The sequence below is a fragment of the Streptomyces gilvosporeus genome, from assembly GCF_002082195.1.
GTDB lineage: Bacteria > Actinomycetota > Actinomycetes > Streptomycetales > Streptomycetaceae > Streptomyces > Streptomyces gilvosporeus.
The window spans coordinates 2,154,963-2,179,726 of the sequence record NZ_CP020569.1 but is presented as its reverse complement, the minus strand read 5'-3'; the positions used below and the strand labels follow the sequence as shown (position 1 = coordinate 2,179,726).

The 24,764-nt window shown below is 71.9% G+C and carries 21 protein-coding genes; 19 read left to right on the top strand and 2 right to left on the bottom strand.

Annotated features, from left to right (window positions below):
- Positions 1 to 2 precede the first annotated feature (2 nt).
- Entirely contained in the window at positions 3 to 437 is a 435-nt protein-coding gene (gene nusB / locus B1H19_RS09430; RefSeq protein WP_083104167.1) for a transcription antitermination factor NusB, read from the top strand.
- 222 nt (positions 438 to 659) lie between these two features.
- Here nusB and bldD read toward each other — a convergent pair whose 3' ends face one another.
- The gene (bldD, locus tag B1H19_RS09425; RefSeq protein ID WP_030067175.1) at positions 660 to 1,160 is read right to left on the bottom strand and encodes a transcriptional regulator BldD; all 501 of its coding nucleotides are present in this window, start codon (positions 1,158 to 1,160) and stop codon (positions 660 to 662) included.
- A 221-nt stretch (positions 1,161 to 1,381) separates the two neighbouring features.
- Between bldD and pyrR the strand changes: the two genes are divergently transcribed.
- From pyrR to B1H19_RS09355, 14 genes are all read left to right on the top strand, one after another.
- Positions 1,382 to 1,972 (top strand): bifunctional pyr operon transcriptional regulator/uracil phosphoribosyltransferase PyrR, encoded by a 591-nt coding sequence (gene pyrR / locus B1H19_RS09420; RefSeq protein WP_083104166.1) that lies wholly within the window; start codon positions 1,382 to 1,384, stop codon positions 1,970 to 1,972.
- Positions 1,973 to 2,065: 93 nt separating this feature from the next.
- Positions 2,066 to 3,052: an aspartate carbamoyltransferase catalytic subunit gene (locus B1H19_RS09415; RefSeq protein ID WP_044365038.1), complete on the top strand. Its 987-nt coding sequence runs from the start codon at positions 2,066 to 2,068 to the stop codon at positions 3,050 to 3,052.
- A gap of 4 nt (positions 3,053 to 3,056) precedes the next feature.
- Positions 3,057 to 4,352, top strand: coding sequence for a dihydroorotase (locus tag B1H19_RS09410; protein WP_083104165.1), 1,296 nt, complete (start codon positions 3,057 to 3,059; stop codon positions 4,350 to 4,352).
- Positions 4,349 to 4,936, top strand: a complete 588-nt coding sequence (locus B1H19_RS09405; RefSeq protein WP_083104164.1) for a PH-like domain-containing protein — start codon at positions 4,349 to 4,351, stop codon at positions 4,934 to 4,936. Before B1H19_RS09410 ends, B1H19_RS09405 begins: the two co-directional genes overlap by 4 nt.
- Complete coding sequence (carA, locus tag B1H19_RS09400; RefSeq protein ID WP_083104163.1) at positions 4,933 to 6,075, top strand: glutamine-hydrolyzing carbamoyl-phosphate synthase small subunit; 1,143 nt, start codon at positions 4,933 to 4,935, stop codon at positions 6,073 to 6,075. The genes B1H19_RS09405 and carA overlap by 4 nt, the downstream gene beginning before the upstream one ends.
- Positions 6,068 to 9,376, top strand: a complete 3,309-nt coding sequence (gene carB / locus B1H19_RS09395; protein ID WP_083104162.1) for a carbamoyl-phosphate synthase large subunit — start codon at positions 6,068 to 6,070, stop codon at positions 9,374 to 9,376. The genes carA and carB overlap by 8 nt, the downstream gene beginning before the upstream one ends.
- A 65-nt stretch (positions 9,377 to 9,441) precedes the next feature.
- Entirely contained in the window at positions 9,442 to 10,554 is a 1,113-nt protein-coding gene (locus B1H19_RS09390; RefSeq protein WP_083104161.1) for a quinone-dependent dihydroorotate dehydrogenase, read from the top strand.
- The gene (gene pyrF, locus B1H19_RS09385) at positions 10,554 to 11,402 is read left to right on the top strand and encodes an orotidine-5'-phosphate decarboxylase (RefSeq protein ID WP_083109514.1); all 849 of its coding nucleotides are present in this window, start codon (positions 10,554 to 10,556) and stop codon (positions 11,400 to 11,402) included. The genes B1H19_RS09390 and pyrF overlap by 1 nt, the downstream gene beginning before the upstream one ends.
- Positions 11,403 to 11,617: 215 nt before the next feature.
- Positions 11,618 to 11,941, top strand: a complete 324-nt coding sequence (locus B1H19_RS09380) for an integration host factor (RefSeq protein ID WP_083104160.1) — start codon at positions 11,618 to 11,620, stop codon at positions 11,939 to 11,941.
- 38 nt (positions 11,942 to 11,979) lie between these two features.
- The gene (gmk, locus tag B1H19_RS09375) at positions 11,980 to 12,600 is read left to right on the top strand and encodes a guanylate kinase (RefSeq protein ID WP_083104159.1); all 621 of its coding nucleotides are present in this window, start codon (positions 11,980 to 11,982) and stop codon (positions 12,598 to 12,600) included.
- An 86-nt stretch (positions 12,601 to 12,686) separates the two neighbouring features.
- On the top strand, positions 12,687 to 12,959 hold the full coding sequence (gene rpoZ / locus B1H19_RS09370; RefSeq protein ID WP_003982715.1) for a DNA-directed RNA polymerase subunit omega: 273 nt from the start codon (positions 12,687 to 12,689) through the stop codon (positions 12,957 to 12,959).
- 67 nt (positions 12,960 to 13,026) lie between these two features.
- Positions 13,027 to 14,295: a bifunctional phosphopantothenoylcysteine decarboxylase/phosphopantothenate--cysteine ligase CoaBC gene (gene coaBC / locus B1H19_RS09365; RefSeq protein WP_083104158.1), complete on the top strand. Its 1,269-nt coding sequence runs from the start codon at positions 13,027 to 13,029 to the stop codon at positions 14,293 to 14,295.
- Positions 14,296 to 14,557: 262 nt separating this feature from the next.
- The gene (gene metK, locus B1H19_RS09360; RefSeq protein WP_083104157.1) at positions 14,558 to 15,766 is read left to right on the top strand and encodes a methionine adenosyltransferase; all 1,209 of its coding nucleotides are present in this window, start codon (positions 14,558 to 14,560) and stop codon (positions 15,764 to 15,766) included.
- A 134-nt stretch (positions 15,767 to 15,900) separates the two neighbouring features.
- The gene (locus B1H19_RS09355) at positions 15,901 to 18,039 is read left to right on the top strand and encodes a primosomal protein N' (protein WP_083104156.1); all 2,139 of its coding nucleotides are present in this window, start codon (positions 15,901 to 15,903) and stop codon (positions 18,037 to 18,039) included.
- 131 nt (positions 18,040 to 18,170) lie between these two features.
- Here B1H19_RS09355 and B1H19_RS09350 read toward each other — a convergent pair whose 3' ends face one another.
- Complete coding sequence (locus B1H19_RS09350) at positions 18,171 to 18,713, bottom strand: hypothetical protein (protein WP_083104155.1); 543 nt, start codon at positions 18,711 to 18,713, stop codon at positions 18,171 to 18,173.
- Positions 18,714 to 19,017: 304 nt separating this feature from the next.
- Here B1H19_RS09350 and fmt point away from each other — a divergent pair, with 304 nt between their 5' ends.
- The 4 genes from fmt (at position 19,018) to rpe (ending at position 24,627) form a co-directional block, all read left to right on the top strand.
- Positions 19,018 to 19,947, top strand: a complete 930-nt coding sequence (gene fmt / locus B1H19_RS09345) for a methionyl-tRNA formyltransferase (RefSeq protein ID WP_083104154.1) — start codon at positions 19,018 to 19,020, stop codon at positions 19,945 to 19,947.
- 88 nt (positions 19,948 to 20,035) lie between these two features.
- Complete coding sequence (locus tag B1H19_RS09340) at positions 20,036 to 21,475, top strand: RsmB/NOP family class I SAM-dependent RNA methyltransferase (protein WP_083104153.1); 1,440 nt, start codon at positions 20,036 to 20,038, stop codon at positions 21,473 to 21,475.
- A gap of 117 nt (positions 21,476 to 21,592) precedes the next feature.
- Positions 21,593 to 23,812 carry an NADP-dependent isocitrate dehydrogenase gene (locus tag B1H19_RS09335; protein ID WP_083104152.1) on the top strand — a complete coding sequence of 740 codons (2,220 nt, stop codon included), beginning with the start codon at positions 21,593 to 21,595 and terminating at the stop codon, positions 23,810 to 23,812.
- A gap of 134 nt (positions 23,813 to 23,946) precedes the next feature.
- The gene (gene rpe / locus B1H19_RS09330; RefSeq protein WP_083104151.1) at positions 23,947 to 24,627 is read left to right on the top strand and encodes a ribulose-phosphate 3-epimerase; all 681 of its coding nucleotides are present in this window, start codon (positions 23,947 to 23,949) and stop codon (positions 24,625 to 24,627) included.
- Positions 24,628 to 24,764: the final 137 nt, after the last annotated feature.

Below are 24,764 nucleotides of genomic sequence, written 5' to 3'. Positions count from 1 at the left end.
CCGTGGCTGCCCGTAGCAAGGCCCGCAAGCGCGCCTTCCAGATCCTCTTCGAGGCCGACCAGCGCGGCGTCGACGTGCAGTCCGTGCTCGCGGACTGGATGCGGCACGCCCGGACCGACCCCCGGCAGCCGCCGGTCAACGAATACACCCTGGAGCTGGTCGAGGGGTATGCGGAGCACACCGGCCGCATCGACGAGCTGATCTCCACCTACTCCATCGACTGGGAACTTGACCGGATGCCGGCGGCCGACCGCAGCATCGTGCGGCTCGGCACCTACGAGCTGATCTGGGTGGACGACACACCGGACGCGGTGGCGATCGACGAAGCGGTACAGCTCGCCAAGGAGTTCTCCACGGACGACTCCCCGGCCTTCGTCAATGGCCTCCTCGGCCGCTTCAAGGAGCTGAAGCCGGGACTGCGGCGCGAGGCCCGCTAGCCGGGACGCCGTACGGACCGCTGAGCAGACGAAAAGGCCCGGAGCGCTGGCAAGGTGCTCCGGGCCTTTCGTATGCCCGCACAGCGGCGCCTGGCGGCCCTGACGCCCCCGTCCGCGCCCGCGCGCACACCCGCTCTCGCCGGACATGACGCACCGCCGACAACACGACCGCCGCCCCGGGAGCCCCGGAGCGGCGGTACGTTTCTGCAGGTGGTGGCGGTGTCAGAGCTCTTCGTGGGCCACCGCGCGGCGGGCGTCGGCGTCCAGCACGCCCCAGCTGATCAGCTGCTCGGTGAGCACCGAGGGCGACTGGTCGTAGATCACCGCGAGGGTGCGCAGATCGTCCTGACGGATCGAGAGGACCTTGCCGTTGTAGTCGCCGCGCTGGCTCTGGATCGTGGCGGCGTAGCGCTGGAGCGGTCCGGCCTTCTCCTGCGGGACGTGGGCGAGGCGCTCCAGGTCCAGCACCAGCTTCGGCGGCGGCTCGGCCGCGCCGCCCGGCGTCGTGCCCGGCAGGAGCTCCTGGACCGGCACACCGTAGAAGTCCGCGAGCTCGGCGAGGCGCTGCACGGTCACGGCACGGTCGCCGCGCTCGTAGGAGCCCACCACCACGGCCTTCCAGCGACCCTGGGACTTCTCCTCGACACCGTGGAGAGAAAGGCCCTGCTGAGTGCGGATGGCGCGGAGCTTGGCCCCGAGCTGTTTGGCGTATTCGCTGGACATAAAGCTCCCCAGACGGCTGTATCGACATGCGGCTGAGCCGCGGGCTGGTAACTCACTGTGAGGTTACGCAGCGTAATCTGACTTCGTCAAGCCGAATGGGCCAGACCATCGCCCGTCAGGGGTGCAGACCGGCGCGGCGCGGCGCCCTGATAGCCTGAGGCACGTAATTCCGACGTCCTTTAAAGTCCGTCCCGTGAGGCGGAGAAGGGGGTCCGTTTCGTATGGACGCACACAGTTCCGCCGACGGCGCCGCCGTCGTGGCCCGGCCCGTTCTCGAGGGCCCGGACATCGCACGGGTGCTGACCCGTATCGCCCACGAGATCGTCGAGCGCGCCAAGGGCGCCGACGACGTGGTGCTCCTCGGCATCCCGACCCGCGGCGTCTTCCTCGCCCGGCGGCTCGCCGCCAAGCTCCAGGAGATCACCGGCCGCGAGGTCCCGGTCGGCTCGCTCGACATCACCATGTACCGCGACGACCTGCGGATGCACCCCCCGCGTGCGCTGGCCCGCACCGAGATCCCCGGGGACGGTCTCGACGGCCGCCTGGTCGTCCTCGTCGACGACGTGCTCTTCTCCGGACGCACCATCCGCGCCGCGCTCGATGCGCTGAACGACATCGGCCGCCCCCGCGCCGTCCAGCTCGCCGTCCTGGTCGACCGCGGCCACCGCGAACTGCCCATCCGCGCCGACTACGTCGGCAAGAACCTCCCCACGTCGCTGCGGGAGGCGGTAAAGGTCCAGCTCACCGAGGAGGACGGCCGCGACGCCGTGCTGCTCGGGCTCAGCCGGACCGCCCCGGCCGACGAGCGCTAGGCACCGCAGACGGACCCGGCGACCCCGGGCCCGCACGCCTGCCCGCGCCACGGACATGCCCGTACCACCTCCTTCACTCACGGAGAAAACCGGATGAAGCGCCACCTCATCTCGGCCGCCGACCTCACGCGCGACGACGCCGTCCTGATCCTCGACACCGCCGAGGAAATGGCCCGGGTCGCCGACCGGCCGATCAAAAAGCTCCCCACACTGCGCGGACGCACCGTCTGCAACCTCTTCTTCGAGGACTCGACCCGGACCCGGATCTCCTTCGAGGCCGCCGAGAAGCGGCTCTCCGCGGACGTGATCAACTTCGCGGCCAAGGGGTCCAGCGTCTCCAAGGGCGAGTCCCTCAAGGACACCGCGCAGACCCTGGAGGCGATGGGCGTCGACGCCGTCGTCATCCGGCACAGCGCCTCCGGCGCGCCCTACCGGCTCGCCACCTCCGGCTGGATCGACGCGCCCGTCATCAACGCCGGCGACGGCACCCACCAGCACCCCACCCAGGCCCTGCTCGACGCCTTCACCATGCGCCGCCGGCTGATCGGCCCCGACGCGGGGCTGGGCCAGGACCTCGGCGGCCGGCGCATCACGATCGTCGGCGACGTCCTGCACAGCCGGGTCGCCCGCTCCAACGTCGATCTGCTGCACACCCTCGGCGCCGAGGTCACCCTGGTCGCCCCGCCCACCCTGGTACCGGTCGGCGTCGAGACCTGGCCGTGCGAGGTCTCCTACGACCTCGACAGCGTGCTGCCCAAGTCCGACGCCGTGATGATGCTGCGGGTGCAGCGCGAGCGGATGAACGCCGCCTTCTTCCCGACCGAGCGCGAGTACTCCCGCCGCTACGGCCTGGACGGCGACCGGATGGCGCGGATGCCCGAGCATGCGCTCGTGATGCACCCCGGCCCGATGGTCCGCGGTATGGAGATCACCGCCGAGGTCGCCGACTCCGGCCGCTGCACCGCCGTCGAGCAGGTCGCCAACGGCGTGTCCATCCGGATGGCCGTCCTGTATCTGCTCCTTGGCGGCAACGAGCCCGCCGTTTCCAGCCCCCGTACCGACCGTACCGAGGAGAAGTAAGACCATGAGCAAGATCCTGATCCGCGGTGCGAAGGTGCTGGGCGGGGAGCCGCAGGACGTCCTGATCACGGACGAGACCATCACCGCCGTCGGCACCGACCTCACCGTCTCCAGCGCCGAGGGCGCCCAGGTCATCGAGGCCGACGGCAAGATCCTCCTGCCGGGCCTGGTCGATCTCCACACCCATCTGCGCGAACCCGGCCGCGAGGACTCCGAGACCGTCCTGACCGGCACCCGCGCCGCGGCGAGCGGCGGCTACACCGCCGTCTTCGCCATGGCCAACACCTTCCCCGTCGCCGACACCGCCGGCGTCGTCGAGCAGGTCTACCGGCTCGGCCAGGAGCACGGCTACTGCGATGTGCAGCCCATCGGCGCGGTGACCGTCGGCCTGGAGGGCAAGAAGCTCGCCGAGCTGGGCGCCATGCACGAGTCCGCCGCCGGCGTCACCGTCTTCTCCGACGACGGCAAGTGCGTCGACGACGCCGTGATCATGCGCCGCGCCCTGGAGTACGTGAAGGCCTTCGGCGGGGTCGTCGCCCAGCACGCCCAGGAGCCCCGGCTGACCGAGGGCGCCCAGATGAACGAGGGCGTGGTCTCCGCCGAGCTGGGCCTGGGCGGATGGCCCGCGGTGGCCGAGGAATCGATCATCGCCCGGGACGTCCTGCTCGCCGAGCACGTCGGCTCCCGCGTCCACATCTGCCATCTGTCGACCGCCGGGTCCGTCGAGATCGTCCGCTGGGCCAAGTCCCGCGGCATCGACGTCACCGCCGAGGTCACCCCGCACCACCTGCTCCTCACGGACGAGCTGGTGCGCACCTACAACCCGGTCTACAAGGTCAACCCGCCGCTGCGCACCGAGCGCGACGTCATGGCGCTGCGCGAGGCGCTCGCCGACGGCACGATCGACATCGTCGCCACCGACCACGCCCCGCACCCGCACGAGGACAAGGACTGCGAGTGGGCCGCGGCCGCCATGGGCATGGTGGGCCTGGAGACCGCGCTGTCCGTCGTCCAGCGGACGATGGTCGACACCGGCCTGCTGACCTGGGCGGACGTCGCGGACCGGATGTCCTTCGCCCCCGCCCGGATCGGGCAGGCCACCGGCCACGGCCGCCCCATCTCGGCTGGTGAGCCCGCCAACCTCACCCTGGTCGATTCCGCTTACCGTGGAGAGGTGGACCCCGCGGGCTTCGCCTCGCGCAGCCGCAACACCCCCTATGAGGGCCGTGAGCTGCCGGGACGTATCACCCACACCTTCCTGCGGGGCCGGGCAACGGTCGTCGACGGGAAGCTGGCGTGACTCCTTCACTGATCCACCTGGCCGAGGCGCAGCACTCCGCGCCGGTCACCGACTGGTCCGGCCGGATCGCCTGGGTCGCCGGGCTGCTGGTCTTCGTGATCTTCCTGTACTGGCTGATGCGCGAGGGCTGGAAATGGCGCGGAAAGCTCCAGGGCGATCTGCCCGAGCTGCCGAGCGCCCCCGACGCCCCGGGTGAGCCGAAGCTGTCCATGACCGGCCGCTACCACGGCTCCACCACCGCGGGGCAGTGGCTCGACCGGATCGTCGCCCGCGGCCTGGGCACCCGCAGCCGCGCCGAGCTGACGCTGACGGACCAGGGCCTGGCCGTCGTCCGGCCGGGCGCACAGGACTTCTTCGTCCCGGCCGCCGCCCTGCGCGGCGCCCGCCTGGACAAGGGCATCGCGGGCAAGGTCCTCACCGAGGGCGGTCTGCTGATCGTCACCTGGGAGCACGGGGACAGGGAGATCGACTCCGGGTTCCGCTCCGACCGGGCCGAGGAGCATCCGGCCTGGGCCGCGGCCCTCACCGCACTGAGCACCGCACGCACCACCACCGAGCACACCGAAACGGAAGGCGCACGATGACGACCTCCACCAGGGGGACCGCCAAGATCCCCGCCGTACTCGTCCTGGAGGACGGCCGCACCTTCCGCGGCCGTGCCTACGGGGCCGTGGGGGAGACCTTCGGCGAAGCGGTGTTCTCCACCGGCATGACCGGCTATCAGGAGACGCTGACCGACCCCTCGTACCACCGCCAGGTCGTCGTGATGACCGCCCCGCACATCGGCAACACCGGGGTGAACGACGAGGACCCCGAGTCCGCGCGCATCTGGGTCGCCGGCTATGTCGTCCGCGACCCCGCCCGGATCCCGTCCAACTGGCGCTCGGTGCGCTCCCTGGACGACGAGCTGGTCCACCAGGGCGTCGTGGGCATCAGCGGCGTCGACACCCGTGCGCTCACCCGCCATCTGCGTGAGCGCGGCGCCATGCGGGTCGGCATCTTCTCCGGCGACGCGCTGCCCGACGAGGGCGTCATGCTGGCCAAGGTGCGCCAGGCCCCCGAGATGAAGGGCGCGGACCTCTCCGCCCAGGTCGCCACCGAGGAGACCTACGTCGTCCCGGCCATAGGCACCAAGAAGTTCACCGTCGCCGCGGTGGACCTCGGCATCAAGGGGATGACTCCGCACAGGATGGCCGAGCGCGGCATCGAGGTGCACGTCCTGCCCGCCACCGCCACCGCCGAGGACGTCTACGCGGTGAACCCGGACGGCGTCTTCTTCTCCAACGGCCCGGGCGACCCGGCCACCGCCGACCACGCCGTCTCCGTGATGCAGGCCGTCCTGGCGCGCAGGACCCCGCTGTTCGGCATCTGCTTCGGCAACCAGATCCTGGGCCGTGCGCTGGGCTTCGGCACCTACAAGCTCAAGTACGGCCACCGCGGCATCAACCAGCCGGTGCAGGACCGTACGACCGGCAAGGTCGAGATCACCGCGCACAACCACGGTTTTGCCGTCGACGCCCCGCTCGACACGGTCTCCGACACTCCCTACGGCCGTGCCGAGGTCTCCCATGTGTGTCTCAATGACAACGTGGTGGAGGGTCTCCAGCTGCTCGACCAGCCGGCCTTCAGCGTCCAGTACCACCCCGAAGCCGCCGCGGGTCCGCACGACGCCGCGTACCTCTTCGACCGCTTCGTATCCCTGATGGAGGGCCAGCGTGCCTAAGCGCACCGATATCCAGTCCGTCCTGGTCATCGGCTCCGGCCCGATCGTCATCGGGCAGGCCGCCGAGTTCGACTACTCCGGCACCCAGGCCTGCCGGGTCCTCAAGTCCGAGGGTCTGCGCGTCATCCTGGTCAACTCCAACCCGGCGACGATCATGACCGACCCGGAGATCGCCGACGCGACCTACGTCGAGCCGATCACCCCCGAGTTCGTCGAGAAGATCATCGCCAAGGAGCGCCCCGACGCGCTGCTGCCGACCCTCGGCGGCCAGACCGCCCTGAACACCGCCATCTCCCTGCACGAGGCCGGCACCCTCGACAAGTACGGCGTCGAGCTGATCGGCGCCAATGTCGAGGCGATCCACAAGGGCGAGGACCGCGACCAGTTCAAGGAGGTCGTGGCGGAGGTCCGCCGCAAGATCGGTCACGGTGAGTCCGCGCGCTCCTACATCTGCCACTCCATGGACGATGTCCTCAAGGGCGTCGAGGAGCTCGGCGGCTACCCCGTCGTCGTCCGCCCCTCCTTCACCATGGGCGGCGCCGGCTCCGGCTTCGCCCACGACGAGGAGGAGCTGCGCCGCATCGCCGGCCAGGGCCTGACGCTCTCCCCGACCACCGAGGTGCTCCTGGAGGAGTCCATCCTCGGCTGGAAGGAGTACGAGCTGGAGCTGATGCGCGACAAGCACGACAACGTCGTGGTCGTCTGCTCCATCGAGAACTTCGACCCGATGGGCGTGCACACCGGCGACTCGATCACCGTCGCCCCGTCGATGACGCTCACCGACCGCGAGTACCAGATCCTGCGCGACATCGGCATCGCCGTGATCCGCGAGGTCGGCGTGGACACCGGCGGCTGCAACATCCAGTTCGCGGTCAACCCCGTCGACGGCCGGGTCATCGTCATCGAGATGAACCCGCGCGTCTCGCGCTCCTCGGCCCTGGCCTCCAAGGCCACCGGCTTCCCGATCGCGAAGATCGCCGCCCGGCTCGCCGTCGGCTACACGCTGGACGAGATCCCCAACGACATCACCGAGCAGACCCCGGCCTCCTTCGAGCCGACCCTCGACTACGTCGTCGTCAAGGTCCCGCGCTTCGCCTTCGAGAAGTTCCCGGCCGCCGACGCCACGCTGACCACGACCATGAAGTCGGTCGGCGAGGCCATGGCGATCGGCCGCAACTTCCCCGAGGCGCTCAACAAGGCGCTGCGCTCCCTGGAGAAGAAGGGCAGCCAGTTCGACTTCGTCGCCGAGGTGGGCGAGAAGGCCGCGCTGCTGGAGAAGGCCAAGGTGCCCACCGACGGCCGGATCAACACCGTGATGGAGGCGATCCGCGCGGGCGCCACCCCGCAGGAGGTCTTCGACGCCACGAAGATCGACCCGTGGTTCGTCGACCAGCTCTTCCTCGTCAAGGAGATCGCGGACGAGATCGCCGCCGCCGACAAGCTCGGCCCGGAAATCCTTGCGGAAGCAAAGCGCTACGGCTTCTCCGACGCCCAGATCGCGGCCCTGCGCGGGCTGCGCGAGGACGTCGTCCGCGAGGTGCGCCATGCGCTCGGCGTCCGCCCCGTCTACAAGACGGTCGACACCTGCGCCGCCGAGTTCGCCGCGAGGACCCCGTACTTCTACTCGTCCTACGACGAGGAGACCGAGGTCGCCGCGCGCGAGAAGCCGGCCGTGATCATCCTGGGCTCCGGCCCCAACCGCATCGGCCAGGGCATCGAGTTCGACTACTCCTGCGTCCACGCCTCCTTCGCGCTCAGCGACGCGGGCTACGAGACCGTGATGGTCAACTGCAACCCGGAGACCGTCTCCACCGACTACGACACCTCCGACCGGCTCTACTTCGAGCCGCTCACCCTGGAGGACGTCCTGGAGATCGTGCACGCCGAGCAGCAGGCCGGCCCGGTCGCCGGCGTGATCGTCCAGCTCGGCGGGCAGACCCCGCTGGGCCTGGCGCAGGCGCTCAAGGACAACGGCGTACCGATCGTCGGCACCTCGCCCGAGGCCATCGACCTCGCCGAGGAGCGCGGCGCCTTCGGCCGGGTGCTGACCGAGGCGGGCCTGCCCGCGCCCAAGTACGGCACCGCCTACTCCTTCGAGGAGGCCAAGGGCATCGCCGCGGGCATCGGCTACCCGGTCATGGTCCGCCCGTCCTACGTGCTGGGCGGCCGCGGCATGGAGATCGTCTACGACGAGCCCTCGCTCGCCGAGTACCTCACCCGCCACGCGGGCCTGATCTCCGAGCACCCGGTCCTGATCGACCGTTTCCTCGACGACGCCATCGAGATCGACGTCGACGCGCTCTACGACGGCCACGAGCTCTACCTCGGCGGCGTCATGGAGCACATCGAGGAGGCCGGTATCCACTCCGGCGACTCCGCCTGTGCGCTGCCCCCGATCACCCTGGGCGGCTTCGACATCAAGCGGCTGCGCGCCTCCACGGAGGCCATCGCCAAGGGTGTCGGCGTCCGCGGCCTGATCAACATCCAGTTCGCGATGGCCGGGGACATCCTCTACGTCCTGGAGGCCAACCCCCGCGCCTCCCGCACGGTGCCCTTCACCTCGAAGGCCACCGCGGTGCCGCTGGCCAAGGCCGCCGCCCGGATCTCGCTGGGCGCCACCATCGCCGAGCTGCGCGCCGAGGGCATGCTGCCGAAGACCGGCGACGGCGGCACGCTGCCGCTGGACGCGCCGATCTCCGTCAAGGAAGCCGTCATGCCCTGGTCGCGCTTCCGCGACGCCTCGGGCCGCGGTGTGGACACCGTCCTGGGCCCGGAGATGCGCTCCACCGGCGAGGTCATGGGCATCGACTCGGTCTTCGGCACGGCCTACGCCAAGTCGCAGTCCGGCGCCTACGGGGCGCTGCCCACCAAGGGCCGCGCGTTCGTCTCCGTCGCCAACCGCGACAAGCGCTCGATGATCTTCCCGGCCCGCGAGCTGGTCGCCCACGGCTTCGAGCTGCTGGCCACCTCCGGCACCGCCGAGGTGCTGCGCCGCAACGGCATCAACGCCACCGTGGTGCGCAAGCAGTCCGAGGGCGAGGGCCCGAACGGCGAGAAGACCATCGTCCAGCTGATCCACGACGGCCAGGTCGACCTGATCGTCAACACCCCCTACGGGACCGGCGGCCGCCTCGACGGCTACGACATCCGTACGGCGGCGGTGGCCCGCTCCGTGCCCTGCCTGACCACGGTCCAGGCCCTCGCGGCCGCCGTCCAGGGCATCGAGGCGATGAACCGCGGCGATGTGGGCGTCAGGTCACTCCAGGAACACGCGGAACACCTGACCGCGGCCCGCGACTAGCAGCCCACGAGGGGGACACCGGAAACGGTGTCCCCCTCCTCATGAAGGACCCCCTGAGGACCCGTATGTACCAGCTCTTCTTCCGGCTCTTCTTCCGGCGCATGGACCCCGAACAGGCCCACCACCTGGCCTTCGGCTGGATCCGGCTGGCCGCCCGCATCCCCGTGCTGCGCACCTTCCTCGCCGCCGCCCTCGCGCCCCGTTACAGGGAGCTGCGCATCGAGGCGCTCGGCCGCCGGATGCACGGCCCCTTCGGCCTGGCCGCCGGCTTCGACAAGAACGCCGTCGCCGTCGACGGAATGACCATGCTCGGCTTCGACCATGTCGAGATCGGCACGGTCACCGCCCAGCCGCAGCCCGGCAACCCCAAAAAGCGCCTGTTCCGCCTCGTGCCGGACCGCGCGCTGATCAACCGCATGGGCTTCAACAACGACGGCTCGGCGTCCGTGGCGGCCCGCCTGGCCGCCCGTAACCCCGTCTTCCCGACGACGCTCGGCGTCAACATCGGCAAGACCAAGGTCGTCCCGGAGGAGGAGGCGATCGGCGACTACGTCACCTCCACCGAGCGCCTCGCCGTCCACGCCGACTACCTGGTCGTCAACGTCTCGTCCCCGAACACGCCCGGACTGCGCAACCTCCAGGCCGTCGAGCACCTCCGCCCGCTGCTGACCGCCGTGCGCGAGGCCGCCGACCGTACGGTCACTGAGCGCCGCGTCCCGCTGCTGGTCAAGATCGCCCCGGACCTCGCCGACGCGGACATCGACGCGGTCGCCGACCTCGCCGTCGAGCTGGGCCTGGACGGCATCATCGCCACCAACACCACCATCGCCCGCGAGGGCCTGGGCCTGACCTCCGACCCGAAGCTCGTCGCCGAGACCGGCGGCCTCTCCGGCGCCCCCGTCAAGGAGCGCTCCCTGGAGGTCCTGCGCCGCCTCTACGCCCGCGTCGGCGACCGGATCACCCTCGTCGGGGTCGGCGGCATCACCACCGCCGAGGACGCCTGGCAGCGCATCCTCGCCGGCGCCACCCTCGTCCAGGGCTACAGCGCCTTCATCTACGAGGGCCCGTTCTGGTGCCGCGCGATCCACAAGGGACTGGCCGCGCGCCTGCGCACCAGCCCGTACGCCACGCTCGCCGACGCGGTCGGCGCCGAAGCCAGGAAGGTGACCGCATCATGATCTCCCCGGAGCCCTTCGGCGCCCGCCTGCGCCGCGCCATGGACGAACGCGGCCCGCTGTGCGTCGGCATCGACCCGCACGCCTCGCTGCTCGCCGACTGGGGCCTGAACGACGACGTCGCGGGCCTGGCCCGCTTCACCCGCACCGTGGTGGAGGCGCTCGGCGAGCAGGTCGCGGTCTTCAAACCGCAGTCCGCGTTCTTCGAGCGCTTCGGCTCGCGCGGTCTCGCCGTCCTGGAGACCGCGGTCGCCGAGGCCCGCGAGCGCGGCGCCCTGGTCCTGATGGACGCCAAGCGCGGCGACATCGGCTCCACCATGGGCGCCTACGCCGACACCTACCTCGACCCGCGCAGCCCGCTGTTCTCCGACGCCGTCACGCTCAGCCCCTACCTGGGCTACGGGTCGCTGCGTCCGGCGCTGGACGCGGCCGTGCTCAACGGCTGCGGCGTCTTCGTCCTCGCCCTGACCTCCAACCCGGAGGGCCAGGAGGTCCAGCGCGCCGTACGCGCCGACGGCACCACCGTCGCGGCGGCCATGCTCGCCCACCTCAAGACCGAGAACGCCGGCGCCGAGCCGCTCGGCTCCCTCGGCGCGGTCGTCGGCGCCACGCTCGGCGATCTCTCCTCGTTCGATCTGGCGGTCAACGGCCCGCTGCTGGCCCCCGGCATCGGCGCCCAGGGCGCGACCCCCGCCGACCTTCCGACGGTCTTCGGGGACGCGGTGGGCAATGTCCTGCCGAGCGTCAGCCGCGGGGTGCTCCGGCACGGCCCGGACGCCGCCGGTCTGCGCGCCGCGGCGGCGCGTTTCGCCGACGAGGTACGCACCGCGGTCGGCGGCGCGGTCCGGTAACAGCGTTCCGGCGGGTGTTTTGGTCCCGAATTGTCCTGGTCAGCAGAGTCTGACCAGGACTTTTCGTCTGTTCTCGCTGACTACGGCGCACTTGCCCGCTAGTCTCCGTCGAGAGCACTGCACGTAAGCGCGTTGCTCGTTGCTCCGCAGGTGCGGGGCGACTAGGTTCCACACCGGTCCGTATCCGACAGTTCGACATCCGAGGTGACGTAGGCGTGGCTCTTCCGCCCCTTACCCCTGAACAGCGCGCAGCCGCGCTCGAGAAGGCCGCCGCGGCTCGCCGGGAGCGCGCCGAGGTCAAGAATCGGCTCAAGCACTCCGGTGCCTCGCTCCACGAGGTCATCGAGCAGGGCCAGAAGAACGACGTCATCGGCAAGATGAAGGTCTCCGCGCTCCTGGAGTCCCTGCCCGGCGTCGGCAAGGTTCGTGCCAAGCAGATCATGGAGCGGCTCGGCATTTCCGAGAGCCGCCGCGTGCGGGGGCTCGGCACCAACCAGATCGCGTCGCTGGAGCGCGAGTTCGGCGGCAGCGCCTCCTGAATTTTCCGGCATCGCCCGGAAGCTGGAATAATCGCTGCATGAGTTCTGCAGTCTCCCGGGGGGAGACCCCCGTACCCCCGGTCAGACAACCGCGACTGACCGTGCTCTCCGGCCCCTCGGGGGTCGGTAAGAGCACGGTCGTCGCGCATCTGCGCAAGGTGCATCCCGAGGTCTGGCTCTCGGTGTCGGCCACCACCCGCAAGCCGCGCCCCGGGGAGCGGCACGGCGTCCAGTACTTCTTCGTCGAGGACGAGGAATTCGACAAGCTGATCGCCAACGGCGAACTGCTGGAATGGGCCGAATTCGCAGGTCACCGCTACGGCACACCGCGCAAGGCGGTCATGGACCGCCTCGAGGCCGGGGAACCGGTCCTGCTGGAGATCGATCTCCAGGGCGCCCGCCAGGTCCGCGAGTCCCTGGAGGAGGCCAGTCTGGTCTTCCTGGCCCCGCCGAGCTGGGACGAGCTGGTCCGCCGGCTCACCGGCCGGGGCACCGAGGCCCCCGAGGTCATCGAGCGCCGCCTGGCGGCCGCCAAGGTGGAACTGGCCGCCGAGCCGGAATTCGACCTCACCCTCGTCAACACCTCCGTCGAGGCCGTCAGCCGTGAGCTGCTAGCCTTGATGCTGCATCGATCCGGGGACGGGAGCACCAGCGGCTGACCCCGCGGACATCCCGGCGGATCCCCGGACGCCACAATTTTGCGTTTATGCTTCACCCCGGCTTCATCCCCTTCGGAAGGCAGAGAGTGTCCTCTTCCATCACCGCACCCGAGGGCATCATCAATCCGCCAATTGATGAGCTTCTCGAGGCCACCGACTCGAAGTACAGCCTCGTGATCTACGCCGCGAAGCGTGCGCGCCAGATCAACGCGTACTACTCGCAGCTCGGCGAGGGCCTGCTCGAGTACGTCGGTCCGCTCGTCGACACGCATGTCCACGAGAAGCCCCTGTCGATCGCGCTGCGCGAGATCAACGCGGGCCTGCTGACCTCCGAGGCCGTCGAGGGCCCGGCTCAGTAAGCGGCATCAGCATCTTCACCGAGGGCCCGGCGGGACGACCGCCGGGCCTTTGGTGTGTCATAGGGACATGAAGACGCAGGAGCAGGCGCAGCAGGACCGGCAGCAGGGCCGGGAGCGGGAGCGGCCCAGGGTGGTCCTGGGGGTCAGCGGCGGGATCGCCGCGTACAAGGCGTGCGAGCTGCTGCGGCGGCTCACCGAGTCCGGGCACGACGTACGGGTCGTACCGACCGCCGCTTCGCTGCACTTCATCGGCGAGGCCACCTGGTCCGCGCTCTCCGGCAACCCGGCCTCCACCGAGGTGTGGGAATCCGTCCACGAGGTCCCGCACGTCCGCATCGGCCAGAGCGCCGACCTCGTCGTGGTCGCCCCGGCCACCGCCGACCTGCTGGCCAAGGCCGCCCACGGCCTGGCCGACGACCTGCTGACCAATACGCTGCTCACCGCCCGCTGTCCGGTCATCTTCGCCCCCGCGATGCACACCGAGATGTGGGAGCACCCCGCCACCCAGGAGAACGTCGCCACGCTGCGCCGCCGCGGCGCCGTCGTCATCGAGCCCGCCGTCGGCCGGCTGACCGGCGTCGACACCGGCAAGGGCCGCTTCCCCGACCCGGTGGAGATCTTCGACCTCTGCCGCCGGGTGCTGGCCCGCGGCCGGGCGGCCCTCACCCAGGATCTGGCCGGCCGCCGCGTCGTCGTCACCGCCGGCGGCACCCGCGAGCCCCTGGACCCGGTCCGCTACCTGGGCAACCGCTCCTCCGGCAAGCAGGGCTACGCCCTCGCCGCCATTGCCGCCGCCCGCGGCGCCCGCGTCACGCTGATCGCGGGCAACACCGAGCTGCCCGACCCGGCCGGTGTGGACGTCGTCCCCGTCGGCACCGCCCGCCAGCTGCGCGAGGCCGTCCTGAAGGCCGCCGTGGACGCCGATGCGGTGGTGATGGCCGCCGCCGTGGCCGATTTCCGGCCCGCCGTCTACATGACCGGCAAGATCAAGAAGATCGACGGCGAGGAGCCGGAACCAGTCACCCTTGTCCGTAATCCGGACATCCTCGCCGAGCTCTCCGCCGACCGGCTCCGGCCCGGCCAGGTGATCGTGGGCTTCGCCGCGGAAACCGACGACGTCCTCGCCAACGGCCGCGCCAAACTCGCCCGCAAGGGCTGTGACCTGCTGGTCGTCAACGAGGTCGGCGAGCACAAGGCGTTCGGCGCGGACCGTAACGAAGCGGTGATACTCGCCACGGACGGAACTGAGACCCCGGTGCCGTTCGGCCCCAAGGAAGCCCTGGCCGAAACCCTCTGGGACCTAGTCGCGCCACGGCTGACCGACCGCCCGGCCTGACGTCCCCGCGGCCCGCCAATCGGCCCCATCAGTCTCACCGACCTCGGCGTGCCCTCTTGACCCGAGAGCCTCCGGAAGGTGATCGTCCTATGGTGGGCGTGGTGTCGGCCGTGGTGTCCCAGGTCACGGGGGGTCCATAAATCGAGACTGCGTGCCCGAACGTCGCATACGACCGATAAACTGGCCGTGGATCGGGCCGAGCGCAGCTCTCGGCCCTTCCGCCAATGATCAGCCAGCAGCCGCTGCAACCCCAGGGAGCGATGTGTCCCGCCGCCTGTTCACCTCGGAGTCCGTCACCGAGGGCCACCCCGACAAGATCGCTGACCAGATCAGCGACACCATCCTCGACGCCCTCCTCAAGGAGGACCCGACCTCCCGGGTCGCCGTCGAGACGCTGATCACCACCGGCCTGGTCCATGTGGCCGGCGAGGTGACGACCAAGGCGTACGCCGACATCCCCAACCTCGTCCGCAACAAGATCCTGGACATCGGTTACGACTCGTCCAAGAAGGGCTTCGACGGCGCGTCCTGCGGCGTCTCGGTCTCCATCGGCGCGCAGTCCCCGGACATCGCCCAGGGTGTCGACACCGCCCACGAGTTCCGCGTCGAGGGCGACGACGACGAGCTGGACCGCCAGGGCGCCGGCGACCAGGGCCTGATGTTCGGCTACGCCTGCGACGAGACCCCGGAGCTGATGCCGCTCCCGATCAACCTCGCGCACCGCCTGTCCAAGCGCCTGTCCGAGGTCCGCAAGAACGGGACCATCCCCTACCTGCGCCCCGACGGCAAGACCCAGGTCACCATCGAGTACGACGGCAACAAGGCCGTCCGCCTCGACACCGTCGTGGTCTCCTCCCAGCACGCCAGCGACATCGACCTCGACTCGCTGCTCGCGCCCGACATCCGCGAGTTCGTCGTCGAGCACGTCCTCAACGAGCTGGTCGAAGAGGGCATCAAGCTGGACACCGACGGCTACCGTCTGCTGGTCAACCCCACCGGCCGCTTCGAGATCGGCGGCCCGATGGGTGACGCCGGTCTGACCGGCCGCAAGATCATCATCGACACCTACGGCGGTATGGCCCGCCACGGTGGCGGCGCCTTCTCGGGCAAGGACCCGTCCAAGGTCGACCGCTCCGCCGCCTACGCCATGCGCTGGGTCGCCAAGAACGTCGTCGCCGCCGGGCTCGCCCAGCGCTGCGAGGTCCAGGTCGCCTACGCCATCGGCAAGGCCGAGCCCGTCGGTCTCTTCGTCGAGACCTTCGGCACCGCCGCCGTCGACGTCGAGAAGATCGAGCAGGCCATCGCCGAGGTCTTCGACCTCCGCCCGGCCGCGATCATCCGTGACCTCGACCTGCTGCGCCCGATCTACTCCCAGACCGCCGCCTACGGCCACTTCGGCCGTGAGCTGGAGGACTTCACCTGGGAGCGCACGGACCGGGTGGACGCTCTGCGGGCGGCCGCGGGGCTGTAAGCACCGCCTGTCCGACGCCTTCGACGGCCCCGTACCGCACGCCGCGGTACGGGGCCGCCGGCGTTCTCCGGGGCCGTGGCGGGGACAGGTTCGGGCCGGGGCCGCTGTCGGTGCCGTCTGCTAAGACTGATGCTGTGAGCAGTGAGAACGGGCGGGATCCGGGGGAGCGGGGCGAGCAGCTGGCGCTGATCCGGGAGACCGTGCGCAAGGCGAAGGCGCCACGGGCCAAGCCGCGGACGTGGCGGGGGGCGGCGCTGGCCGGGAAGCTGCCGGTGGCGCGGGTGCTGGTGGACAAGGGGGCGGTGCATCTCGACAAGCTGTGGGACTACGCCGTGCCCGCGGCGATGGACGCCGAGGCGCAGCCCGGGGTGCGGGTGCGGGTGCGGTTCGGGGCGGGGACCGGCAAGGTGCGCGAGGGGCGGCGCGAGGGCGGCGGGCTGCTCGACGGCTTCATCGTCGAGCGCATCGCCGAGTCGGATTACCGCGGGCCGCTGGCGGCGCTCAGCCAGGTCGTCTCGCCCGAGCCGGTGCTCGCCCCGTCGCTGCTGGCGCTGTGCCGTGGGGTGGCCGACCGGTATGCCGGTTCGCTCGCCGATGTGCTCCAGCTGGCGATTCCGCCCCGTAACGCCAAGGCCGAGGCGGAGCGCTTCCCGCCGCCGCCGCCACCACCGCCGGCCGTTCCTCCGCTCGCCAGCTGGGCGCGCTATCCGGACGGCCCGGCGTTCCTGGACGCGCTGGCGCGCGGAGGCACGCCGCGGGCGGTGTGGACGGCGCTGCCGGGGCCGCACTGGCCGTGGGAGCTGGCCGCCGCCGTGGCCGCGACGCTGGCCTCCGGGCGCGGCGCTCTGGTCGTCCTGCCCGACGGACGGTCCGCGGCCCGGGTGGATGCGGCGCTGACCGAGCTCGTGGGGCGGGGCGCGCATGCCCTGCTGGTGGCCGATTCCGGGCCCGAGGAGCGCTACCGCCGCTGGCTGGCGATACGCCGCGGCGCGGTGCGGGCCGTCGTGGGCACCCGCGCCGCCATGTACGCCCCGGTGGCGGATCTGGGGCTCGTCGCCCTCTGGGACGACGGGAATTCCAGCCACGGCGACACCAACGCCCCCTACCCGCACGCCCGGGACGTCCTGCTGCTGCGGGCCGTACAGGAGAAAGCCGCATGCCTGGTGGGCGATCTGGGGCGCACGGTCGAGGCCACGCAGCTGGTGGAGAACGGCTGGGCGCGGTCGCTGGAGGCCGGGCGCGACCAGGTGCGGGCCGCCGCGCCGCTGATCCGTACGGTCGACGACCGTGAGGTGGCGCGCGACGAGGCGGCGCGGGCCGCCCGGCTGCCGTCGCTGGCCTGGCAGACGGCGCGCGCCGGGCTCGCCCGGGGGCCGGTGCTGGTGCAGGTGCCGCGCCGGGGGTACGTACCGCGACTGGCGTGTGAGCGGTGCCGGGAGCCCGCGCGCTGTCGGCACTGCGCCGGGCCGCTGGAGGCGCCGGGCGGCGAGCGCGCGATGGAGTGCGCCTGGTGCGGGCGCGAGGCCCCGGAATGGCACTGCGTGGCCTGCGGGGGTACGCGGCTGCGGGCGCAGATCGTGGGGGCGCGGCGTACGGCGGAGGAGCTCGGGCGGGCGTTTCCCGCGGTGCCGGTGCGCACGTCCGGCCGCGATCACATCCTCGACACGGTCCCCGACCGGCCCGCCCTCGTGGTGTCCACACCGGGGGCGGAGCCCGTCGCCGAGGGCGGTTACGCCGCGGCGCTGCTGCTGGACGGCTGGGCGCTGCTGGGCCGCGCGGATCTGCGGGCGGGGGAGGAGGCGTTGCGGCGCTGGCTGGGGGCTGCGGCGCTGGTGCGCGGCCAGGAGGACGGCGGCACGGTGGCGGTGATCGCGGAGCCGACGCTGCGGCCGGTGCAGGCGCTGGTGCGCTGGGATCCGGTCGGGCACGCCGTCCGGGAGCTGGCCGAGCGGGCCGAGCTGGGCTTTCCGCCGGTGTCGCGGATGGCCGCGGTGGCCGGGCGGGCGGAGGACGTGGCCGAGCTGCTGGAGGCCGCCGAACTACCGCCCGGGGCCGAGGTGTTGGGGCCCGTACCGCTTCCGGTGACGGATCCGGGGCGGCCGCGCCGGCCGGGGGATCCCCCGGTGGGGGAGGCATGGGAGCGGGCGCTGGTGCGGGTGCGCCCGGGGCAGGGCGCGGCGCTGGCGGCGGCGCTCAAGGCGGCGCGTGCGGCGCGGCTGGTCAAGCGGGAGGGGGAGGTCAGGGTGCGGATCGATCCGCCCGATCTGGGGTGAGATTCGGCCGGTCCGGGATGAGATGCGCCCGGTCTGGGGTGAGGGCCGCGGCGCCGCCCCGGGACCGTGGTCGGCGGGCGGTCCCGGAGCGTTGGCGGACGCCGGCGGACGGCCCGCTTGCGGAGCCGGTGTCAGCCGTTGCGCGGCCCGGGGAAGGCGCCCGGCCGGGGCGCGGTCTCCTCCCGGCCGGTGGCCGGCTGGGAGGGCATGGCGCGGGCGGCCGGCACGGACGGGGTCCCCGGCAGGCCCGCCGCGGCCATGCCGACGGCGCGGCCGGAGTGAGCCTCCGAGGAGCGCTCGGTGCCGTCCGCCGGGGGCTGGGCGGAGGCCCGGCGGGCACCGTAACGGCGGTGCACCGCCTGCTTGGTGACGCCGAGCGCCGAGCCCACGGCATCCCAGGAGAAGCCCAGCGAACGGTCGAAGTCGACCGCCGCCGTGACGAGCGTCTCGACGCTGTCGCGCAGCTCCTGGGCCAGCCGCACCGTCGGGGCCGGGGCGCGCCCGTAGACCACGAAGCCCGCGGAGGGGCCGGTGCGGCGTGGCCGGTAGACATTGCCGAGCTGGGCGGTCAGGGTGCGCAGCGCGTCCACCTGTCGGCGGACCCGCTCGATGTCGCGTACCAGGAGATGCAGGCTGGCGCGTGCCTGGGCGTCGTGGGTTGCGTGGTCGGCCATGAGCGAGCCTCTCGAACCGGCGTGAAAGAAGAAGGACGAAAGCGAGCGGGCCGCCAAGGCGGCCCGTTACAGGTCAATGCTGTTTGACCAACGCGACAGGAGCGACTCTGGTCACGGTATGGGGGCGTACGAGCTTCCATGCGGGGCGCGGGTATGGGCGCACGCCCCCGTACCGTGCCCGGTGGACGGGGGCCGGAGCGGGCCTCGCGGTCCGCCGCACGACGCCGCATCAGGACCCATAGACTGGTGCGCCGTTCCGATGCGTGTGATGCGCGTGAAGCATGTGAGAGGTAGTGCGCCACCCATGAGGCTCGTCTTCGCCGGTACCCCCGAGGTCGCCGTGCCCGCCCTCGACGCCCTGATCGCCTCGGACCGGCACGAGGTCGTGGCCGTGGTGACGCGGCCCGACGCGCCGGCCGGACGCGGCCGCAGGCTGGTCGCCAGCCCCGTCGCGGAGCGCGCCGAGGAGGCCGGCATCGAGGTCCTCAAGCCCGCCCGGCCGCGCGACGAGGACTTCCTGGCCCGGCTGCGGGAGATCGCCCCCGACTGCTGCCCGGTGGTCGCCTACGGTGCGCTGCTGCCCAAGGTCGCCCTCGACATCCCCGCCCATGGCTGGGTCAATCTGCACTTCTCGCTGCTGCCCGCCTGGCGCGGTGCGGCGCCCGTCCAGCACGCCGTCCTCGCGGGCGACGAGGTGACCGGCGCCGCCACTTTCCAGATCGAGCAGGGCCTGGACTCCGGCCCGGTCTTCGGTGTGCTGACCGAGAACATCCGGCCCACCGACACCAGCGGCGATCTGCTCACCCGGCTGGCGTTCGCGGGCGCCGGTCTGCTGACCGCCACCATGGACGGCATCGAGGACGGCACCCTGAAGGCCGTCCCGCAGCCGACCGAGGGCATCACGCTCGCGCCGAAGATCGAGGTCGAGGACGCCAAGATCGACTGGGCGGCGCCCGCCCTGCGCATCGACCGCCTCGTCCGGGCCTGCGCTCCCGCCCCCGGTGCCTGGACGGTCTTCCGCGGCGAGCGCCTCAAGCTGATGTCCGCCGCCCTGGTGGCCGACCGCGCCGACCTGGCCCCCGGCGCCCTCGACGTCACCAAGAAGGCGGTGTACGCCGGTACCGGCAGCCACGCCGTGGAGCTCCTGTGGGTCCAGCCGCAGGGCAAGAAGCCGATGAAGGCGGCCGACTGGGCCCGCGGGGTGCGCATCGAGGAGGGGGAGCGGGTCGGCTAGGCCGCGCCCGACCCACCGGCCCGAGGGCGGCTGACCTCGGGCGTAGGCTGGGGCCGGACCCTTTTTCCCGTATCCGGAGCACCTTTCTGTGAGCCAGCAGCCGCCTCGCCGTCACGGCACCCGTAAGCCCTACCGCCGCCCGCAGAAGGACCCGGTCCGGGTCCTTGCGTTCGAGGCGCTGCGGGCCGTCGACGAACGGGACGCGTACGCGAACCTCGTGTTGCCGCCGCTGCTGCGCAAGGCGCGCGAGGGGGGCGATTTCGACGGCCGGGACGCGGCGCTGGCGACGGAGCTGGTGTACGGCTCGCTGCGCCGGCAGGGCACCTACGACGCGATCATCGCGCAGTGCGTGGACCGCCCGCTGCGCGAGGTCGACCCGCCGGTGCTGGACGTGCTGACCCTCGGTGCGCACCAGCTGCTCGGCACCCGCATTCCCACGCACGCCGCCGTCAGCGCGAGCGTCGAGCTGGCGCGGGTCGTCCTCGGCGACGGGCGGGCGAAGTTCGTCAACGCGGTGCTCCGCAAGATCGCCGCGCACGACCTGGACGGCTGGCTCGAACGTGTCGCGCCGGACTACGACGAGGACCCCGAGGACCACCTCGGTGTCGTCCACGCCCACCCGCGCTGGATCGTCTCGGCCCTGTGGGACGCGCTCGGCGGCGGCCGGGCCGGGATCGAGGACCTGCTGGAGGCGGACAACGAGCGGCCCGAGGTGACGCTGGTGGCGCGGCCCGGCCGGTCCACCGTCGAGGAGCTGCTGGCCGCCGCCGGCGAGGAGAGCGCGCTGCCGGGCCGCTGGTCGCCGTACGCGGTGCGGCTCGCGGAGGGCGGCGAGCCGGGCGCGCTGGACCCCGTACGCGAGGGGCGCGCGGGCGTCCAGGACGAGGGCAGCCAGCTGGTCGCGCTCGCGCTCGCCAACGCCCCGCTCGACGGCCCCGACCGCGTCTGGCTGGACGGCTGCGCGGGCCCCGGCGGCAAGGCGGCGCTGCTCGCCGCGCTGGCCGCGGAGCGCGGTGCCGCCCTGCTCGCGTCCGAGAAGCAGCCGCACCGCGCCCGCCTGGTGGCCCGGGCGCTCGACGGCAACCCCGGCCCGTACCAGGTCATCGCCGCCGACGGCACCCGCCCCGCCTGGCGCGCGGGCGCCTTCGACCGCGTCCTGGTCGACGTCCCCTGCACCGGGCTGGGCGCGCTGCGCCGCCGCCCCGAGGCCCGCTGGCGCCGCCGCCCCGAGGACCTGGACGGCTTCGCCCCCCTCCAGCGCGACCTCCTGCGCCAGGCCCTGGCGGCCGTCCGCCCCGGCGGCGTCGTCGGCTACGCCACCTGCTCCCCCCACCTCGCCGAGACCCGCGCCGTGGTGGACGACGTCCTCAAGGGCCGCGGCGGCTCGGCCCCGCAGGCGGAGCTCCTCGACGCCCGCCCCCTGATGCCCGGCGTCCCGGCCCTCGGCGAGGGCCCGGACGTCCAGCTGTGGCCGCATCTGCACGGCACGGACGCGATGTATCTGGCGCTGCTGCGGCGGGTGGGCTGACCGGCCGGCCGCCGACGACGCCTTCCGCGCAGACCGCTGTCGAGTCGCTCCCGATCACGAGATATCTTGATGTCGAGCAATGTTGGAGACGTGGAGAGACCTGGAGCGGAGCACCCGGTGACTGACTCGACCATCATCTATACGCACACTGACGAGGCTCCGGCCCTGGCGACGCATTCGTTCCTGCCTGTGATCCAGGCGTACGCATCGACCGCCGGCGTCACCGTGGAGACCCGTGACATCTCCCTGGCCGGGCGGATCATCGCCCACTTCCCGGAGTTCCTGGAGGAGGGCCAGCGGATCGACGACGCGCTCGCCGAGCTCGGTGAGCTGGCCAAGACGCCCGGCGCGAACATCATCAAGCTGCCGAACATCTCGGCGTCGATCCCGCAGCTGAAGGCCGCGGTCGCCGAGCTCCAGCAGCAGGGTTACGCGCTGCCGGACTACCCGGACGACCCGAAGACGGACCAGGAGAAGGACGTCCGGGCGCGCTACGACAAGGTCAAGGGCAGCGCCGTCAACCCGGTGCTGCGCGAGGGCAATTCGGACCGCCGCGCCGCGGCCGCGGTCAAGAGCTACGCAAAGGCGCACCCCCACCGGATGGGTGCCTGGACGCCCGAGTCGAAGACGAACGTGGCGACCATGGGCGCCGACGACTTCCGGTCCACCGAGAAGTCCGCGGTCGTCGGTGCGGCCGGTTCGCTCCGTATCGAGCTGCACGGGGACGACGGCAGCACCACCGTGCTGCGCGAGTCGGTGCCGGTGCTGGCGGGCGAGGTCGTCGACGCGTCGGTCATGCGCGTCGCGGCGCTGCGGGAGTTCCTGAGCGCGCAGGTCGCCCGCGCCAAGGCCGAGGGCGTGCTGTTCTCCGTGCACCTGAAGGCCACGATGATGAAGGTCTCCGACCCGATCATCTTCGGCCACGTCGTACGGGCCTTCTTCCCGAAGACCTTCGCCGAGCACGGTGCGGCGCTGGCCGCGGCCGGGCTCACCCCCAACGACGGGCTCGGCGGCATCCTCAAGGGCCTGGAGGCGCTGCCCGAGGGCGCGGCGATCGCGGCGTCCTTCGAGGCCGAGCTGGCCGAGGGCCCGGCCCTGGCGATGGTCGACTCCGACCGCGGGATCACCAACCTGCACGTCCCCAGCGATGTGATCGTCGACGCCTCGATGCCGGCCATGATCCGTACCTCCGGCCACATGTGGGGCCCGGACGGCAAGGAAGCCGACACCCTCGCGGTCATCCCCGACAGCAGCTACGCGGGCATCTACCAGTCCGTCATCGACGACTGCCGCGCGCACGGCGCCTACGACCCGGCCACGATGGGCTCGGTGCCGAACGTCGGTCTGATGGCGCAGAAGGCCGAGGAGTACGGCAGCCACGACAAGACCTTCGAGATCCCCGCGACGGGTACCGTCCGGGTCGTCGACGAGGCCGGCAACGCCGTGCTGGAGCAGGTCGTCAGCGCCGGGGACGTCTTCCGGATGTGCCAGACCAAGGACCTGCCCATCCAGGACTGGGTCAAGCTCGCCGTCACCCGCGCCCGCGCGACCGGCGACCCGGCCGTGTTCTGGCTGGACGAGGGCCGGGCGCACGACGCCAGCCTGATCGCCAAGGTCAAGCAGTACCTGCCCGAGCACGACACCGAGGGCCTGCGGATCGAGATCATGGCGCCGGTCGACGCCTGCACGTTCTCCCTGGAGCGCATCCGCCGCGGCGAGAACACCATCTCGGTCACCGGCAACGTGCTGCGTGACTACCTGACGGACCTGTTCCCGATCCTGGAGCTGGGCACCAGCGCCAAGATGCTCTCCGTCGTGCCGCTGATGAACGGCGGCGGGCTGTTCGAGACCGGTGCCGGCGGCTCCGCGCCCAAGCACGTCCAGCAGCTGGTCAAGGAGAACTACCTGCGCTGGGACAGCCTGGGCGAGTTCCTCGCGCTGGGGGTCAGCTTCGAGCACCTCGCGCAGACCACGGGCAACGCCCGCGCCCAGGTGCTCGCCGACACCCTCGACCGCGCGACGGGCACGTTCCTGGAGAACGACAAGTCGCCCAGCCGTCGCCTCGGTGGCATCGACAACCGCGGCAGCCACTTCTACCTCGCGCTGTACTGGGCGCAGGAGCTGGCCAAGCAGACCGATGACGCGAAGCTCGCGGAGGCGTTCGGGCCGCTGGCCAAGACGCTGACCGAGCAGGAGCAGACCATCGTCGACGAACTGATCGCGGTGCAGGGCTCCCCGGCCGACATCGGCGGCTACTACCAGCCCGACGCCGCCAAGGCCGAGGCGGTCATGCGCCCGTCGGGGACCTTCAACCAGGCGCTGGCGACCCTCGCCTGAGGCCGCCGCACGGCGCAGGTTCCGCCCCGGCCGGGGTTCCCGGCCGGGGCGGTTCCGTGTGCGCACAGGCCCGCTGCCAGGGGTGGCGGGCGCCCGCCTCCGCCGCGCTGTGGGCCGCAGTCCATACTGGTGGCATGGCCTTGATCAACCCCAGCATCCTGTCCGCCGACTTCGCCCGCCTCGCCGAGGAGGCGAAGGCCGTCGAGGGCGCCGACTGGCTGCACGTCGACGTCATGGACAACCACTTCGTCCCGAACCTCACGCTCGGCGTGCCGGTCGTCGAGTCGCTGAGCAAGGCGACGGACACCCCGCTCGACCTGCATCTGATGATCGAGGATCCGGACCGCTGGGCGCCGCAGTACATCGAGGCCGGGGCCGGGTCCGTGACCTTCCACGCGGAGGCCGCGGCGGCGCCCGTACGGCTGGCGCGGGAGATCCGGGCCAAGGGCGCGCGGGCGTCGATGGCGCTCAAGCCCGCCACCCCGATCGAGCCGTACGAGGATCTGCTGCCCGAGCTCGACATGCTGCTGATCATGACCGTGGAGCCGGGCTTCGGCGGCCAGGCGTTCCTGGACATCATGCTGCCCAAGATCCGCCGGACCCGTGAGCTGATCTCCAAGCACGGCCTTCAGCTGTGGCTCCAGGTCGACGGCGGGGTCTCCGAGGCCACCATCGAGCGGTGCGCGGAGGCGGGCGCCGATGTGTTCGTGGCGGGTTCGGCCGTCTACGGTGCGGACGATCCGGCCAAGGCGGTACGGGAACTGCGGGCGCAGGCCGAGGCGGCGACTCCGGCCGGCTGGGGCTGCGCGCACTGAGACGTGCGGGGCGTATGGGGCGGGCGGTCTGCCCTCGGGCGGACCGTGCCGTGGGTTGTCCGAGGCGCAACCGAGCGTTCATGGCCGTCGAGGCGGTCATGGTCCCCGTACACCTCCGGTTTCTGAAAGGATGAGCA